The following is a 14,924-nucleotide window of genomic DNA, read 5'->3' as shown; positions in this document are numbered from 1 at the left end:
GGGAGTTTGTTGCATGTCGATTCGATTAGGAGTTTGCTACTACCCGGAGCATTGGTCTGAAGAGATCTGGCGCAGTGATGCCCAGCGTATGGTCGCACTGGGTATACGGCAGGTGCGCATTGGCGAATTTGCCTGGAGTCGGATCGAGCCAGAACCAGGCCATTACGCGTGGGGCTGGCTTGATCGTGCGATCGAAGTGCTCGCCACCGCAGGGTTGGAAGTGGTCATGTGTACACCGACTGCCACGCCGCCAAAATGGTTGATTGATCAGTATCCCGATATTTTGCCGATCGATGCCAATGGCCGGCCCCGTAGCTTTGGCTCGCGTCGTCACTACGACTTTTCGTCACCTTCCTACTATGCACAATCACAGCGTATTGTGACCCTGCTGGCGCAGCGCTACGGCAAGCATCCTGCCATCAGTGCCTGGCAGATCGACAATGAATTTGGCTGTCATCACACTGTCGTCAGTTACTCCGCCGCTGCACAGGCCGGATTTCGTCGCTGGCTACAGCAACGCTACCAGTCCATTGAAGCACTCAACGCGGCCTGGGGAACTGTCTTCTGGAGTGGCGAATACCGCAGCTTTGAGGAAGTCGATGCCCCGGTCTGCACAGTCACTGAAGCGCATCCTTCGCATCGCCTCGATTACCGGCGGTTTGCTTCCGATGAGGTCGCCCGTTACAACCGGATGCAGGTTGACATCTTGCGTGCCCATGCTCCGGCGCGATTGATGGTGCACAACTTCATGCAGATGTTTCTAGAGTTCGATCACTATCCTGTGGCTGCCGATCTCGATGTCGCTAGTTGGGATAGTTATCCGCTTGGCGCACTAGAAGAGATGTGGTTTTCCCCTGACGACAAGGCACGGTGGCTGCGCACGGGTCATCCAGATTTTGCCAGTTTCAATCATGATCTCTATCGCGGCATGTCGGCCCAGCCGTTCTGGGTCATGGAGCAGCAACCGGGGCCGGTCAACTGGGCACAGTGGAATCCGATGCCCTTGCCTGGCATGGTCAGGTTATGGAGCTGGGAAGCGTTTGCCCACGGCGCTGGCTGCGTTTCTTATTTCCGTTGGCGACAAGTTCCATTTGCGCAGGAGCAAATGCATGCCGGGCTCAATACGCCCGACAACCAGCTCGATGTCGGTGGGCAGGAGGCGGCGCAGGTGGCACAGGAAATCAGCAAGATCACGCAAGCTAACGGCCCATTGTCACAGCCGCGTGGACAAGTTGCGTTACTCTTTGACTACGCCGCAAAATGGCTGTTTGAAATCCATCCGCAAGGAGCGGACTTCCAGTATCACCGGATTGCCTTCGACTATTATTCGGCACTGCGTGCACTCGGTCTGGATGTCGATATTCTTCCCACCACCAGCGAGCGTAGTGTGCTCAACAATTACGCCATGATTGTTGTACCACCACTGCCGATTTTACCGCCCGGGTTGGCGGATGATCTTGCCGCTAGCGGCGCACAGGTGGTGATCGGTCCTCGTAGCGGCTCCAAAACCGATACCCTGCAGATCCCGGAAAAATTACCTCCCGGAGCTCTGCAACAGGTTTTGCCAATCCGTGTCTGGCGCGTCGAATCCTTACGTCCCAATATCGTCGAGACAGTCACTGCCGATGATCTGCAAGGACAGGCTGCGTATTGGCGTGATTTGATCGAGACAGGCGCCGGTGTCGAGACACTGGCGCGATTTGATGACCAGCATCCGGCGATTGTCCATTATCGTGGTCTGCATTATCTGGCGAGTGTCTTTGATGCTGATTTCACGCGTTCCGTGTTGCAGCGTGTGGCACACAGGGCCGGACTGTCAGCGCAGTGCTTGCCGGAAGGGTTGCGCGTCAGTCAGCGTGGTGGTCTGCAGTTTGCGGTTAATTACAGCAATGTAGCCTGCAACGTTCCGGCGGGAGAGCGTGCTGAATTTTTAGTCGGCAGTCGTCATCTTGAACCGCAAGGCGTCGCCATTTATCGAGCTTGATGTCTCCCCTGACATCGACCCTGACCATCAGAAGGTGAACCAACAGCGTAATCGTAGAAGTACGTCATTTAACAGGTCATTTCAAGAACCTCAATTACCCGGAGACAGGTATGAAAAAAAATATTCGCCAAGCACTTCTCAGCACCTTGTTAGCCAGCGCGTTTGCCGTGACTGGTAGTGTCGCAGCAGCAGGTACACTGGCTGTCAATATTGCCTACAAAGGTGCGACCCAGCGTGCTGTCTGGCAGTCGACACTCGATGAGTTTCACAAGCAGAATCCCGATGTTGACGTTAAGGTAACGTTCGTTGAAGAGGAAACCTACAAGGTGCAGTTGCCAGGCTGGCTGACTACCCAGGCACCTGACATCATCAATTGGCACAATGGCGAGCGGATGGCGTTTTATGCCAGTCGCGGTTTGCTGGAAGATCTCAGCGACGACTGGAAGAAAAACGGATGGGATGACGTCTATGCCTCCACCAAGAGCGCTTCCTCTTACCAGGGCAAGCAATATGCGCTGCCTACTGTCTATTATTCCTGGGGATTGTTTTATCGCAAGGACAGCTTCAAGAGCGCTGGCATCAGCGATGAGCCAAAAACATGGGATGAATTTCTCGCCGCCTGCAACAAGCTCAAGGCAGCCGGGATTACCCCTATCGCTGTTGGTGCCCGCGACGCATGGACGCTGGCGGGCTGGTTCGACTATCTCGACCTGCGTCTGAACGGTAACGCCTTCCACCAGCAACTCATGGGTGGTGAGATCGCCTACACCGATCCCCGTGTCAAAAAAGTCTATAGCGCCTGGAAAAATCTGATCGACAGTAAATATTTTATCGACAATGCGTTGTCCTATGACCTCGACGGGGCGCAGCCATTCCTGTTTCAGGGCAAGGCCGCCATGATGCTCATGGGCACCTTCATTGCCAAGGGATTCCCACCGAAGCTGGCAGCCAATATGGGTTACTTCCAGTTCCCGGTCATTGACGCCCACGTTGCGACTGCTGAAGATGGTCCGGCAGAGTCGATCCATATCCCGAGTAAAGCACGTAACAAAACCGACGCACACCGCTTCCTGGCCTTTGTCGGGACCCCGGCTATTAGTGCCAAACTGGCCGACGGGTTGGGCTCACTGCCGGCCAATAGCAAGTCACCTGAACCGGTCGAGCCGATCTCGCGTATCGGCTTTCAGATTCTCTCCAATACCAAAGGCGGGATTGCCCAGTTCTATGACCGCGACATGACCAAAGAAATGGCTGATGAGGGATTGAAGGGGATGCAGAAATTCGTCAGTGACCCGACTAAAATTGACGACATATTGAATGATCTTGAACAAAGCCGTAAGCGAATCTACAAGAAATCATGAGTGCCTGATTCACTCTGATTGCTTATTGCATTCGCCGTTTTCCGTTTGCCAGCGCTCATCTTCTGCACCATAAGGGCGCTGGTTTGCGGATCAACTGGAGTTTCCTTCATGCTCGTCTCGCACCCAGCCAGCGTACCGATGCCACACTCATCACTACCCCCTGCGACCAGCAAAGCGCCGCCACCGCAACAGAAAGTCCGGCATCGTCAGCATGCGCGCCATCATCGTGCTGCCTTCTGGTTCCTGCTGCCGGCCTGTCTGATGACGATCATCTATGTGCTGTATCCGATTTTATATACGGTCTATCTCAGTTTTTTTGACTGGGACGGGATGGGTGTTCCCCGATTTGTGGGAGTGGCCAATTACGTCGAGATGTTGCATGCCCCCACGTTTTACACCGCGCTCAAAAACAATCTGACGTGGTTATTGCTATTTCTGCTGGCACCACCGACAGGCCTTGCAGTCGCCCTGTATCTGAACCAGCAAGTACGCGGAATCAGGTTGGTCAAATCCCTGTTTTTTGCGCCGTTTGTCCTTTCCGGCGTAGTTGTGGGTCTCATATTCAGCTGGTTTTATGATCCAACTTTTGGCTTATTGGCCCTAATACTGGGGCATGGCGTTCCGGTACTCGGTGATGCCCGCTACGTCACCTACGGCATCATCTTTGCCGCGCTATGGCCACAAACTGCCTACTGCATGATTCTGTTTCTGACCGGATTAACCGGCATCAATCAGGATCAGATAGAAGCTGCCCGCATGGAGGGTGCCAAAGGATGGAGCATGTTGCGCCACGTGGTCCTGCCACAGTTGCGTTCTACTACCTTCATGGCGTTTGTCGTGACGATCATCGGCGCTCTACGCAGCTTCGATCTGATCGCCGTCATGAGTAGTGGCGGGCCCTACGAAAGTTCGACGGTATTGGCTTATTACACCTACGATCAAGCGATCAAATATTATCGACAAGGTTATTCTGCGGCCATTGCCGTAACGCTCTTCAGCCTCATGCTGATCTACATCGTTGTGCAATTGCGGCGCATGTTGCGCGCTGAAAACTAAGGAGTTCCCTATGTTTCCCTTACCCCTGCAACACTGGAAACCGCGCAGTCGCCTGTTCTATCAACTCTCGTTACCGCTGGCGCTGATGATCTGGTTACTGCCGATTCTGGCGGTTCTGGTGACGTCGGTACGCTCCACCGATGAGCTGATGGAAGGCAATTACTGGGGCTGGCCCAAGGACTTCGCTGTCATCGACAATTATCGTGAAGCGCTGACGGGCTCGCCGATGCTGCATTATTTCTGGAACAGCTGTCTGATTACACTTCCCTCAGTTGCAGGCGCCATTGCTCTGGCAGCGATGGCGGGCTTTGCCTTATCGACATATCGCTTCCGTGGTAACGCCATTCTGTTCACGATCTTTGTTGCCTGCAATTTTGTGCCGCAGCAAATTCTCATGATTCCCGTGCGTCAGCTGTCCCTGAGTATGGGCTTGTTCAATACAACGACCGGATTGGTCCTGTTTCACATTGCGATGCAAACCGGTTTTTGTACCCTGTTTCTACGTAACTTCATTAAGCAGCTTCCCTACGAAATGATCGAGGCCGCGCGTATTGAAGGTGCCAGCGAATGGACCGTCTTTTACCGTATCGTGCTGCCGCTGATCCGACCTGCGCTAGCCGCGCTGGCTGTTCTCGTATTCACGTTTGTATGGAACGATTATTTTTGGGCCTTATGTCTCACTCAGGGTGACGATGTCGCACCCATCACGGTTGGCGTGGCCGCGCTCAAGGGCCAATGGACAACGGCCTGGAATCTGGTGTCTGCCGGTTCGATACTGGCAGCGATCCCCTCCGTATTACTATTCTTCCTGATGCAGAAACAGTTCGTCGTCGGCCTGACATTTGGTGCCAGCAAGGGCTGACAGGCAAAATGTAAGTAGCAAGCCAATAGCGAGATCAGAGATGATTGATCAGGCTGTTGGCCGTTTCCTGTAGCACGGGCAAGACGCGTTCCACCGCTTCTTCGGTAGTTTCATTCTTGATCGGCATGCTCACGCTCATGGCAGCGACGAGCTGACCGTTACGATTTTTCAGCGGCATCGCAATACCACGCACGCCGGTTTGCATCTGTTGCTCCAGCAGTGCATAGCCCAACTCGCGCGATTTTTCGACCTCCCTGTAAAGCAGACGATAGTCGGTAATCGTATGCGGCGTAAACGGTACCAGCGCCAGTTCAGCCATACGCGCCAGCACCTCTTGCGGCGCTTGAAACCCCAGCATCGCAATGCCTGGCGATGCCAGATGCGCCGGTAACCGCGAGCCAAGGGCAAAGCCACTGGTCATGACCCGACTGGTACCGTTTCTGGCGATACAGACCGAGTCCCAGCCATCGAGTACGCAGACATACACCGATTCATTGAGAATAGCCGTCACCCGTTGCAGGAACGGCATCAGCAGGCGCGGTAGCGCAGCCGAGTCAAGATAAGACCAGCCCAGTTTAAGCACGCGCGGTGTCAGTCCGAACTTCTTGCCATCGCTATACAGATAGCCCAGATGCGCCAGTGTCAGCAGATAGCGTCTGGCTGCAGTGCGGTTCAAGCCGGCCCGTTCGGCTGCCTGGGTTGCCGTCATCGTCGGATGATCGTTGTCGAAGCAGGCAAGGATCGCCAGCCCACGTTCCAGTCCGGCAATCCAGTCAACTTTGTTCAAACTATCAATTTCCATCATGGAATCATTTCTAAAAACGTTCGATAATCGTGCATTATGCACTTTAATCGATCATTTTGAATGATTCAATTCTGGTATTACACGATTCTTGTCGCTAATCTTCCATCAAACAAAAGCGCGGTGTATCCGCGGCCACGGACAGCGCCGTGTAACGATGGGCAGAGACAACATGAGCAATACAGAAATCAATCCAGAGCCAAAGAATCCTCTCGGCATCGCCGGTATCGAGTTCATTGAATACGCAACATCGCAGCCACTGGCATTGGGTAGCCTGCTGGAGCAAATGGGCTTCATGGCAACTGCACGCCATCGTTCGCGCGAGGTCACGCTGTACCGGCAGGGCACGATGAACATCATCGTCAACGCCGATCCCGGCTCGCTATCGCCCACCAGCAAAGACCCGCAATCAACCATCATGAGTGCCATCGCGCTACGCGTACGTGATGCCGATGCCGCGTATCGGCACGCCATCGAGATGGGTGCCTGGGCCATTCAGACCCGCGCCGGCGCAATGGAACTGAATATTCCCGGCGTGCATGGTGCGGGTGATTCGATTGTCTATTTTGTCGACCGCTTTCAGGATTTCTCTATCTATGACGTCGACTTCAAGCCCATTCTCAATGCACCCCAACATCCGCCAGCACTGGCCGACATGCATTTCTTCGGCGTGGTACAGACCATTGGTGCCGGACGCCTGCCGGAGTGGATCGACTTCTACCAGCAACTGATGGATTTCCGCCCGCTGCCGGAAGGGGTTTACTTCGGTGTGCTGCACAAGGGCACGCTGCTGGAGAGCCCTTGTCGTACTTTCTACCTGCAACTGGTCGAGCCACCCGAGGACGCTGCCGTGCTCAAATGGGAGGAGCAGTTGATCCGTATCGGCATCGGTGCGCCCGATGTATTGGCTGCCGTGGAGGCACTGACCCAGCGCGGTATCGTCTTCATTGATCGGGAACCAACCCGCACCAGCGAGCGCGGCGCACTCACGCAACTGTATCGCGGTGGCATCAGCTTCGAGCTGGTCATCAGCGATCAGCGTCGTCAACAGAAAAATGCGGAGGTAGTATGAATCTCGGCAACTTCGGTATGGACAGCATCACTCTTGCAGGGCCGCTGGAATCCAAGCTGCAAGCATCGAAGGCGGCTGGTTTTTCGCAGATCATGCTATGGGCAAAAGATCTGGCCAGCTATCCGGGCGGACTCGATCAGGCAGTACGTCTGGTCAAGGAAAGTGGCATTCGCGTCACCGGGATTCAGGTCATGCGCGATTTCGAAGGGCTCAGTGGCGCACTGCATGAGTACAAACTCGATATTGCCAAGAACATGCTGCAACTATGCAAGGCCGTCGGCGCACCGTTGCTGATGGTGTGCTCAACCACCTCCAGTCACGCTGACAGTGACATGAGCCTGATCGCCCGCCATCTGGCCAAGCTGGCTACGCTGGCAGTGCCGCTGGGCGTGAAGGTTGGCTTTGAAGCACTGTCCTGGGGCCGTCACATCAATCAATACACCCAGTCATGGGAAGCTGTGGCATTGGCAGACCACGCCAATCTGGGCGTGGTACTGGACTCGTTTCACATCCTCGCCAATAACAGCGAGCTCGATAGTCTGGACGATATTCCGAGCCACAAGATCGCTCTGGTGCAACTATCGGATTACATGTGGCGCGATATTCGCAGCGCTGAGGAACGACTCGAAACTGCCCGTCATCTGCGGGTGTTTCCCGGCGAAGGTACGCATTCGGCAGAGTTGTCAGAGATGCTCAATCGACTGGATCGTGGTGGCTATCGTGGCGACTTCAGCTTTGAAGTCTTCAACGATGATTATCTGCAACTGCCACCTGAGATCGTCGGTCGAAGGGCTTACCAAAGCGCCAAATGGGTCACAGATCAGGTTTTGCGACGCAGCTTAAATGTTCGTGAAAAACAAACCAGACAAGCACTTCCGGCGTAAGGAGCCGGCGACAACATCGAGCACCCGCAAGAGGTGCCGGTCGTTCAAATAATTCAAATCAGAATTTTTCAGGAGACAAGTCATGAAACCAGACAGTGCTACCGCCACTGCGGCGCATCCCGCCGTGCGCAGTCCTGCTAGCAGCAGCCCAACTGCAACCAGCAGCAAACTGCACGCCACACGTACCCGTACCCGTTTTGTGATTCTGGCCTTGCTGGCCATCGGTACCCTCATCAATTACCTTGATCGCACCGTGCTCGGCATTGCCGCGCCGGTCATGACCAAGGAATTACAGATCAGTGCAGCCATCATGGGGCTGGTCTTTTCGGCATTTTCGTGGACCTATGCAGTGGCACAGATCCCGGGTGGTGTCTTTCTCGATCGCTTCGGTAATCGCCTGACCTATTTTCTGGCGTTGACGTTCTGGTCATTATTTACGATGTTCCAGGGCTTTGCCGTTGGTATCAAATCGCTGCTGCTGTTCCGATTTGGTCTTGGTGTGAGTGAAGCACCATGCTTTCCGACCAATAGTCGCGTCGTCGGAACCTGGTTTCCGCAACATGAGCGTGCGCGTGCCACGGGGATTTACACGGTCGGTGAATATCTTGGCCTGGCCTGCTTTGCGCCAGCATTGTTCTGGATCATGGGCAACTTTGGCTGGCGCTCGCTGTTTATCGTCGTCGGTCTGGTCGGTATCGCCTTTGCACTCGTGTGGTGGGCGATGTACCGCGAACCGCATGAATCAAAGAGTGTCAATCAGGCCGAGCTCGATTACATCGCTGCCGGGGGTGGGCTGGAGCAGCCGAGTCAGCAACACACCCCGTTTTCGTGGAGCAATGTGGTCAAGCTGCTGAGCGTACGACAAATCTGGGGCGCAGCGATCGGCCAGTTTGCGGGCAACACCACATTGGTGTTTTTCCTGACCTGGTTCCCAACTTATCTGGCGGTTGAGCGTCACATGGGCTGGCTCAAGGTAGGCTTCTTCGCGATCATGCCGTTCCTGGCGGCAGCGGTCGGTGTGATGTTCGGCGGCTGGTTTTCCGACTGGCTGCTCAAGCGCACCGGCTCGGCCAATATGGCGCGCAAGCTGCCGATCATTTTCGGTCTGCTGGCAGCATCGACTATTGTCGCCGCCAATTTTGTCGACAACGACACCACCATCATCGCCATCCTGTCGTTCGCCTTCTTTGGTCAGGGCATGGTGGGCTTGGGCTGGACCCTGATCTCTGACGTCGCTCCCAAGAAGCTGATGGGCCTCACCGGTGGCATCTTCAACACCTGCTCCAATCTGGCCGGCATCGTCACGCCACTGGTGATCGGTTTCATTATCAGCGCCACCGGTTCCTTCTTTTATGCACTCGCTTATGTTGGTGCTGCGGCGCTGCTTGGCGTGCTGTCGTACGTCTTCGTCGTTGGCGATGTACACCGCGTTGAAATTGATTAAAAAGGTAATAGGAATAACCATGATTGACGGTAAGACCCAACTCATCGCCCACCTGGGATTTCCCACGGAGAGCTTCAAGGCACCGATGATTTACAACCCCTGGTTTCAGAAACACGGCATCAATGCCGTCGTGGTACCGATGGGAGTCAAGCCTGATGATTACGCCACCACGCTGCCAGCATTGTTCAGGATGAGCAACATCCGTGGCGCATTGGTGACCATGCCGCACAAGGTCAACACCATGCGTCTGGTCGATGAGGTGACACCAGCGGCACGTATCGCCGGTGCCGCCAATGCGATTTTGCTACGTCCTGATGGCAGCCTGCTGGGTGATCAATTCGATGGTGCGGGTTTTGTGCGTGGCGTGCAGCGGAAAGGACTGATGCTGAACGGTGCCCGCGTACTGGTTTCCGGTACCGGCGGTGTGGGCTCGGCGATTGCGGCATCACTGGCCGCCGCCGGGGTCGCCGAGATGGTCCTGTTCGATACCCATGTTGCGTCGGCACAGGCACTGGTTGAGCGCTTGCGTGCACATTACCCGACACTGACACTGCGTACGGGCAGCAATGATCCAGCCGGCTTTGATCTGGTAGTCAATGCCACACCACTGGGCATGAAGATCGATGATCCCTTGCCGTTTGACGTGAGTCGTATCGCCTCCGGCACCTTTGTCGGCGATGTGGTCATGAAGCAGGAAATTACGCCCCTGCTGGCAGCGGCCCGCGAGAAGGGCTGCCCGATTCAGATCGGCACCGACATGTTGTTCGAAATGATTCCTGCCTATCTGGAGTTCTTTGGATTTGGCACCGCAACACCTGAGGAGTTGCGTGCCGTAGCACAAATTAAATACTGACGTCAGTGCCTCATCAGCAACGGACCGGTTCACCGTAGTAAAAAAAACAGCGTAAGTTATTGTCATCTTGATCGTGACAAGGATATTGCGCGCCAATCAATCACAGGAGGAGAAACTATGCAGAAAAAAATCATCAGCATCATGGCACTGGCGGGGTGTGCAGCAGGGGCCATGACGTCCGCACAGGCACAGTCCAGTGTCACCATTTACGGTGACGTCGACGAATATGTTGGCTATATCCACAGCAGTAGCGGTACCAGCGTGGTCGGTGTCAATGACGGCGCGATTTTGCGTAGCCGACTTGGCTTCAAAGGTGCCGAGGATCTCGGCGGCGGCTATCAGACCACCTTCACTCTGGAACAGGGATTTGGCGCTAATACCGGCGTCGCAGCCGATAGCACACGACTGTTCGACCGCCAGGCGTGGGTGGGTTTGAATACCCCATCGGGCGAATTCCGCATTGGTCGCCAGAATACAGAAATCTTCAATATCGGCGGTGCCATCGACTACACCGCCCGCACGACCTTTGGTTCCCTGATCAATACCTTCGGCGTACCGTCGCGTTACGACAATGACCTCTCCTACAAGACTGCGCGCGTCAACGGTCTGCAGGCAACGGTGCACTATGCGCTGGGTGAACAAGCCGGTGGCGGCCTGTCGCAAAGTGCGGTGTATCAGTTAGGTCTGGACTACACCAGCGGTCCGTATCGTATTGGTTATGCCGGCTTGATGGCTAATCCAGCACCCACCGGTACAGTCAGTGAAAAGGTGCAATATCACAACGTCTATGCCGACTATGATTACGGTCATGGCAAGATCTACACCGCCATCGTACGCAGCAACAACATTACCTCCAGCAGCAGTGGCCTGACCGCAGCACAGATTCTGAGCAACGTCGCCAGCAGCGGCAACGTCTATGCCGGTACCGATATCAATGCCCAGCGTTACTTTGACATCTATCAGCTGTCGGCCGACTATCAGGTCAATCCACAGTTGCGTATCGGCGCACTCTACGGTGCCATCAAGGACACCTCGGGTGGCAGTGCCGGTGCACAGGGTGGCAACGTTGGTGCCTACTATTCGCTGTCGGTACGTACCACGCTCTACGGCTTTGTGAACTACATGAAAAACGACAGCGCTGCCGGTTATCGCTTCAGTGGTTCGGCCTCGCCAACAGCCAATCTGAGCGGCTCAGACGTCAATGGTCGCAAGCTGGTTGGTATTCAAATGGGTATCTTGCATACCTTCTAAACCTTTACTGGCAACGGGAGCAGATCAACGTGCTTCCGTTGCCGGTTAACGCATTGTTTCAAGAGCCTACAGATGAAAATTCTCGTTCTCCATGGTGTCAATCTCAACATGTTCGGCAAACGTGATCCGGCCCACTACGGCACGCTCACGCTGGCCGAGATCGATCAGCAACTGCAGGATCTCGGGCATGGGCTTGGCGTCACGGTGGAGAGCTTTCAGACTAATCATGAGGGCCAAATGTGCGAGCGTATTCATGCCGCGCACAGCGAGCCGATTGATGCAGTACTCATCAATGCCGGCGCCTGGACCCATTACAGCTATGCGATTCGTGATGCGCTGGCGATTCTGTCGGTACCGATTGTCGAGCTCCACATGTCTCATGTTCATGCACGCGAACCGTTCCGTCATCTTTCCGTATTTGCCGAAGTCGTACAAGGACAGATCAGTGGTTTCGGTGGTGATAGCTATCTGGTCGCCTTGAGTGCGGCAGTACAGATTATCCGGCGTCAGCAGGTACGCTGATCTGACGACCAATCTTCTGAAGTTTTATACAGCACCTGCTTTGCACGCAGCAAGGCAGGTGCTTTTTTATATCGGCATTACAACGCGCCGATAAAGCCAGTCACCAGTTCGGCAAATGCCTGCGGTTGCTCTACTGCGCTAATATGCGACGCTTGAGCAATCACGGCCAGCTGTGCGCCGGCAATACCATCGACCAGCGTCTGCGACATCGCCAACGGCGTACCCTGGTCCAACTCACCTGCGATCACCAGCGTCGGCGCTTGGATCTGTGGCAGACGCGCCGTCGTATCGACCGTGCCCACCGCATGGCAGCAACCGACATAGCCCTGCACATCGCAACTGGTCAGACGTGCCCTGAAGCGCGCTACCGTTGCCGCCTGTGAAGCGCGGAAGTCATCGTGGAAGTAGCGCCCCATGACTGCCTCGGCAATCGCCTCGATACCTTGTTCGCGCACGGTGGTGATGCGTTGTTGCCAGGCCGTCCGCGCTGCCTCAGGATAGGCCGAAGTGGTATTGGCCAGCACCAGTGCACGTACCAGCGAAGGATGGCGCAAGGCCAGTTCCTGACCAACCATGCCGCCCATCGACAAGCCGATCCAGATGACCGGACCGGTATCGATCTCGCGCAGCAGTTGCGCTGCATCGTCGGCCAGATCCGCCATGCTGTACAGACCCGGCATACTCTCCGAGCTACCGTGGCCGCGATGGTCATAGGTGATGACCTGACAGTCGGCTGCCAGCAGATTAGCCAACCCATCCCACATCATCAGATCACAACCAATCGCATGGCTGAGCACAATCGTATGTCGCGGCAACTTGCCATTGCGCGGCGGGCGCACGGTGTAATGCAACGCGGGCCGTCCTGTACTGCGCGCCGCATGGCCGACGCCAGAATGAAAGCTCGCAGCCGGGTTGGCTCGGTGCAGGGTATAGCCGATCTGCTCCCCCACTTCACGCAGAATCTGCTGGGCATGGGTGAAGGCCGTATTGGCGGCAGGCACACCAGCATAGATCGCCGACTGCATCAACACTTCCTTCATCTCGTCCGGGCTCAGCTTGTTTTCGTCCGTGGCCAGCAGGGCTGCCCGTACATGCAGTTCAAACTCTTCCCAGCGCCCAAGTGCAATCGTAATAGCCAGCACGATGATGCGACGGGTCTTGTGATCCAGCCCCGGGCGGCCCCAGATTTCATGCCATGCAAAGCGCGAAATCAGGTTCTGGAAGTCTTGGTTGAAGCTGGTGGCATTGGCCACCGAGCGGTCAACCCAGGCGTCGCCGAGGACACTGCGACGGTTGCGCATGCCGCGCTCAACATCATGATCAAAGGGATCGTAGCTCATGAAATTCTCGTTCAATCATCAATAGGATAAAGAGAGGGTCAATCAAGGCCAGCCAGTGTCTGCCGCAGTGATTGCAACTGTGCCTGCGCCAGTCGGCCCGGTGCTGCTGCCGCCTGCACCGGATCAAACAGCGCCCGCAAGGCGGCCAGATCAACCTGTGCACGCAAGGTGATATCAGCGTTGATGGCGTCACTGAGGGCATCGACCAGCTGCGCGCTGCTGTCGAGTAATTGCCGGCTCAACTGCTCCAGTAATGCGTGGGCACGTGGGCGGCCAATGGTGGCTGCCAAAAAGATCGATGCTGCCTCGGCAAACACCAATCCTTGCAAGCTATCAATATTGCGCCGCATCCGTAGACAGTCAACCTGTAGTGCAGCAAAGGCATCATTCAAGGCTTGCAGCGAACCATGCGCACCTAGCCACAACGAGGGCCATGCTGCCAGCTCGGCCTGCCAGTTGCCCAGACCGCGCTCATGCTGCTGGCCCATTGCTGCCAGCAAGGTCGCCGCCTGTTGCGGTGCGCGTGTAGAGGCCGCCAAAGCAATCATGGATGACACCGGATTGCGCTTGTGTGGCATGGCTGACGAACCACCACGACCATTGCCAGAAGGCTCCGCCAGCTCAGCGATTTCACCTTGCGCCATCAGACTCAGGTCGGTTGCAATCTTGCCCAGACTACCGGTCAACACAGCCACTTCCAGCCCCAGTCGGACCCAGTCGTCGCGTTGCGTATGCCAGGCCGCATCAGCCACTCGCAGCGACAGGGCATGGGCCATATGTTTGGCTACCAACGGTCCCTTGTCGCCCAGCACTGCCTGCGTACCAACCGCACCACCAAGCTGCAATTGCAGTGCGCGTGCGGCCTGCTGATGAAGCTGTACGCGCGCGCGCACCAGCGGCGCGGCCCAACCGACCAGTTTGAAACCAAGACTGGTCACCTGCGCCGGTTGCATCAACGTGCGCGCCAATACCGGCGTTGTCAGATGCGCCTCGGCCAGTGTCAGCAGTTGCCGCGCCAGTTGCGCCAACCCGCGATCAAGCAGGGTGAACGCCTCACGGGTCACCAGCACCATCGCCGTATCAAGCACATCCTGACTGGTACTGCCCCAATGCACATGGGACGCCGCTTCCTGACTATAGAGCGCCACGGTACGCGTCAACTCCTTGACCAGCGGAATCGCCAGTGCGCCAGCGCTACGACCGGCCTGCACCAGCGCGGGAATATCGTAGAGCGGTGCGCGACAAACACTGGCAATTGCTTGCGCTGCCGCTTCAGGAATGACGCCATTGGCAGCCTCAGCCTGCGCCAATGCTGCTTCAAAGCGGAACATGGCCTGCACAATCGCACTGTCGTCGAAGATCTGGCTCATCTCCGAGGTTGTCAGAAAACTGTCAAAAATGGAAACGCTCACAAGGACTCCGTTAGATACCGAATAAAAACGCAACAGGACCCGCCGGCAAAACCTTGCGAGTCCTCGTTGTCATCAATGTCT

At 55.8% G+C, this 14,924-nt stretch carries 13 protein-coding genes; 10 read left to right on the top strand and 3 right to left on the bottom strand.

Annotated features, from left to right (window positions below):
• Nucleotides 1-13: 13 nt before the first annotated feature.
• The 4 genes from FHW66_RS13695 (at nt 14) to FHW66_RS13680 (ending at nt 5,263) form a co-directional block, all read left to right on the top strand.
• Nucleotides 14-1,984: a beta-galactosidase gene (locus tag FHW66_RS13695; protein ID WP_183380376.1), complete on the top strand. Its 1,971-nt coding sequence runs from the start codon at nt 14-16 to the stop codon at nt 1,982-1,984.
• A 110-nt stretch (nt 1,985-2,094) separates the two neighbouring features.
• On the top strand, nt 2,095-3,345 hold the full coding sequence (locus FHW66_RS13690) for an ABC transporter substrate-binding protein (RefSeq protein WP_183380375.1): 1,251 nt from the start codon (nt 2,095-2,097) through the stop codon (nt 3,343-3,345).
• Between the two features lie 108 nt (nt 3,346-3,453).
• Nucleotides 3,454-4,401 carry a carbohydrate ABC transporter permease gene (locus FHW66_RS13685; protein WP_255458968.1) on the top strand — a complete coding sequence of 316 codons (948 nt, stop codon included), beginning with the start codon at nt 3,454-3,456 and terminating at the stop codon, nt 4,399-4,401.
• A 10-nt stretch (nt 4,402-4,411) separates the two neighbouring features.
• Nucleotides 4,412-5,263: a carbohydrate ABC transporter permease gene (locus FHW66_RS13680; protein ID WP_183380373.1), complete on the top strand. Its 852-nt coding sequence runs from the start codon at nt 4,412-4,414 to the stop codon at nt 5,261-5,263.
• A gap of 34 nt (nt 5,264-5,297) precedes the next feature.
• Here the strand turns inward: FHW66_RS13680 and FHW66_RS13675 are convergent, their stop codons facing one another.
• Nucleotides 5,298-6,065: an IclR family transcriptional regulator C-terminal domain-containing protein gene (locus tag FHW66_RS13675; protein WP_183380510.1), complete on the bottom strand. Its 768-nt coding sequence runs from the start codon at nt 6,063-6,065 to the stop codon at nt 5,298-5,300.
• A gap of 172 nt (nt 6,066-6,237) precedes the next feature.
• Here FHW66_RS13675 and FHW66_RS13670 point away from each other — a divergent pair, with 172 nt between their 5' ends.
• The 6 genes from FHW66_RS13670 to aroQ all read left to right on the top strand — a co-directional run bounded on the left by FHW66_RS13670 (nt 6,238) and on the right by aroQ (nt 12,091).
• Nucleotides 6,238-7,137, top strand: coding sequence for a 4-hydroxyphenylpyruvate dioxygenase (locus tag FHW66_RS13670; RefSeq protein ID WP_183380372.1), 900 nt, complete (start codon nt 6,238-6,240; stop codon nt 7,135-7,137).
• Nucleotides 7,134-8,021 carry a sugar phosphate isomerase/epimerase gene (locus FHW66_RS13665; RefSeq protein ID WP_183380371.1) on the top strand — a complete coding sequence of 296 codons (888 nt, stop codon included), beginning with the start codon at nt 7,134-7,136 and terminating at the stop codon, nt 8,019-8,021. The genes FHW66_RS13670 and FHW66_RS13665 overlap by 4 nt, the downstream gene beginning before the upstream one ends.
• 82 nt (nt 8,022-8,103) lie before the next feature.
• Entirely contained in the window at nt 8,104-9,465 is a 1,362-nt protein-coding gene (locus tag FHW66_RS13660) for an MFS transporter (RefSeq protein ID WP_183380370.1), read from the top strand.
• 19 nt (nt 9,466-9,484) lie between these two features.
• Entirely contained in the window at nt 9,485-10,318 is an 834-nt protein-coding gene (locus tag FHW66_RS13655) for a shikimate dehydrogenase (protein ID WP_183380369.1), read from the top strand.
• Between the two features lie 117 nt (nt 10,319-10,435).
• Nucleotides 10,436-11,569 (top strand): porin, encoded by a 1,134-nt coding sequence (locus tag FHW66_RS13650; protein ID WP_183380368.1) that lies wholly within the window; start codon nt 10,436-10,438, stop codon nt 11,567-11,569.
• Between the two features lie 72 nt (nt 11,570-11,641).
• Nucleotides 11,642-12,091 (top strand): type II 3-dehydroquinate dehydratase, encoded by a 450-nt coding sequence (gene aroQ / locus FHW66_RS13645; protein ID WP_183380367.1) that lies wholly within the window; start codon nt 11,642-11,644, stop codon nt 12,089-12,091.
• Nucleotides 12,092-12,168: 77 nt separating this feature from the next.
• Here aroQ and FHW66_RS13640 read toward each other — a convergent pair whose 3' ends face one another.
• The gene (locus FHW66_RS13640; RefSeq protein ID WP_183380366.1) at nt 12,169-13,431 is read right to left on the bottom strand and encodes an alpha/beta fold hydrolase; all 1,263 of its coding nucleotides are present in this window, start codon (nt 13,429-13,431) and stop codon (nt 12,169-12,171) included.
• Nucleotides 13,432-13,469: 38 nt separating this feature from the next.
• Complete coding sequence (locus FHW66_RS13635) at nt 13,470-14,843, bottom strand: lyase family protein (RefSeq protein ID WP_183380365.1); 1,374 nt, start codon at nt 14,841-14,843, stop codon at nt 13,470-13,472.
• Nucleotides 14,844-14,924 lie beyond the last annotated feature (81 nt).

This window comes from Herbaspirillum sp. Sphag64, assembly GCF_014192645.1.
Lineage (GTDB): Bacteria > Pseudomonadota > Gammaproteobacteria > Burkholderiales > Burkholderiaceae_D > Herbaspirillum.
Note: the sequence above shows the minus strand (reverse complement) of the source record. Positions and strands in the feature narration are given on the sequence as shown.

Bases quoted from the DNA above. Each gene is read 5' to 3' on its own strand.
- FHW66_RS13695 (WP_183380376.1), top strand. From the start codon at position 14: ATGTCGATTCGATTAGGAGTTTGCTACTACCCGGAGCATTGGTCTGAA.
- FHW66_RS13690 (WP_183380375.1), top strand. From the start codon at position 2,095: ATGAAAAAAAATATTCGCCAAGCACTTCTCAGCACCTTGTTAGCCAGC.
- FHW66_RS13685 (WP_255458968.1), top strand. From the start codon at position 3,454: ATGCTCGTCTCGCACCCAGCCAGCGTACCGATGCCACACTCATCACTA.
- FHW66_RS13680 (WP_183380373.1), top strand. From the start codon at position 4,412: ATGTTTCCCTTACCCCTGCAACACTGGAAACCGCGCAGTCGCCTGTTC.
- FHW66_RS13675 (WP_183380510.1), bottom strand. From the start codon at position 6,065: ATGGAAATTGATAGTTTGAACAAAGTTGACTGGATTGCCGGACTGGAA.
- FHW66_RS13670 (WP_183380372.1), top strand. From the start codon at position 6,238: ATGAGCAATACAGAAATCAATCCAGAGCCAAAGAATCCTCTCGGCATC.
- FHW66_RS13665 (WP_183380371.1), top strand. From the start codon at position 7,134: ATGAATCTCGGCAACTTCGGTATGGACAGCATCACTCTTGCAGGGCCG.
- FHW66_RS13660 (WP_183380370.1), top strand. From the start codon at position 8,104: ATGAAACCAGACAGTGCTACCGCCACTGCGGCGCATCCCGCCGTGCGC.
- FHW66_RS13655 (WP_183380369.1), top strand. From the start codon at position 9,485: ATGATTGACGGTAAGACCCAACTCATCGCCCACCTGGGATTTCCCACG.
- FHW66_RS13650 (WP_183380368.1), top strand. From the start codon at position 10,436: ATGCAGAAAAAAATCATCAGCATCATGGCACTGGCGGGGTGTGCAGCA.
- aroQ (WP_183380367.1), top strand. From the start codon at position 11,642: ATGAAAATTCTCGTTCTCCATGGTGTCAATCTCAACATGTTCGGCAAA.
- FHW66_RS13640 (WP_183380366.1), bottom strand. From the start codon at position 13,431: ATGAGCTACGATCCCTTTGATCATGATGTTGAGCGCGGCATGCGCAAC.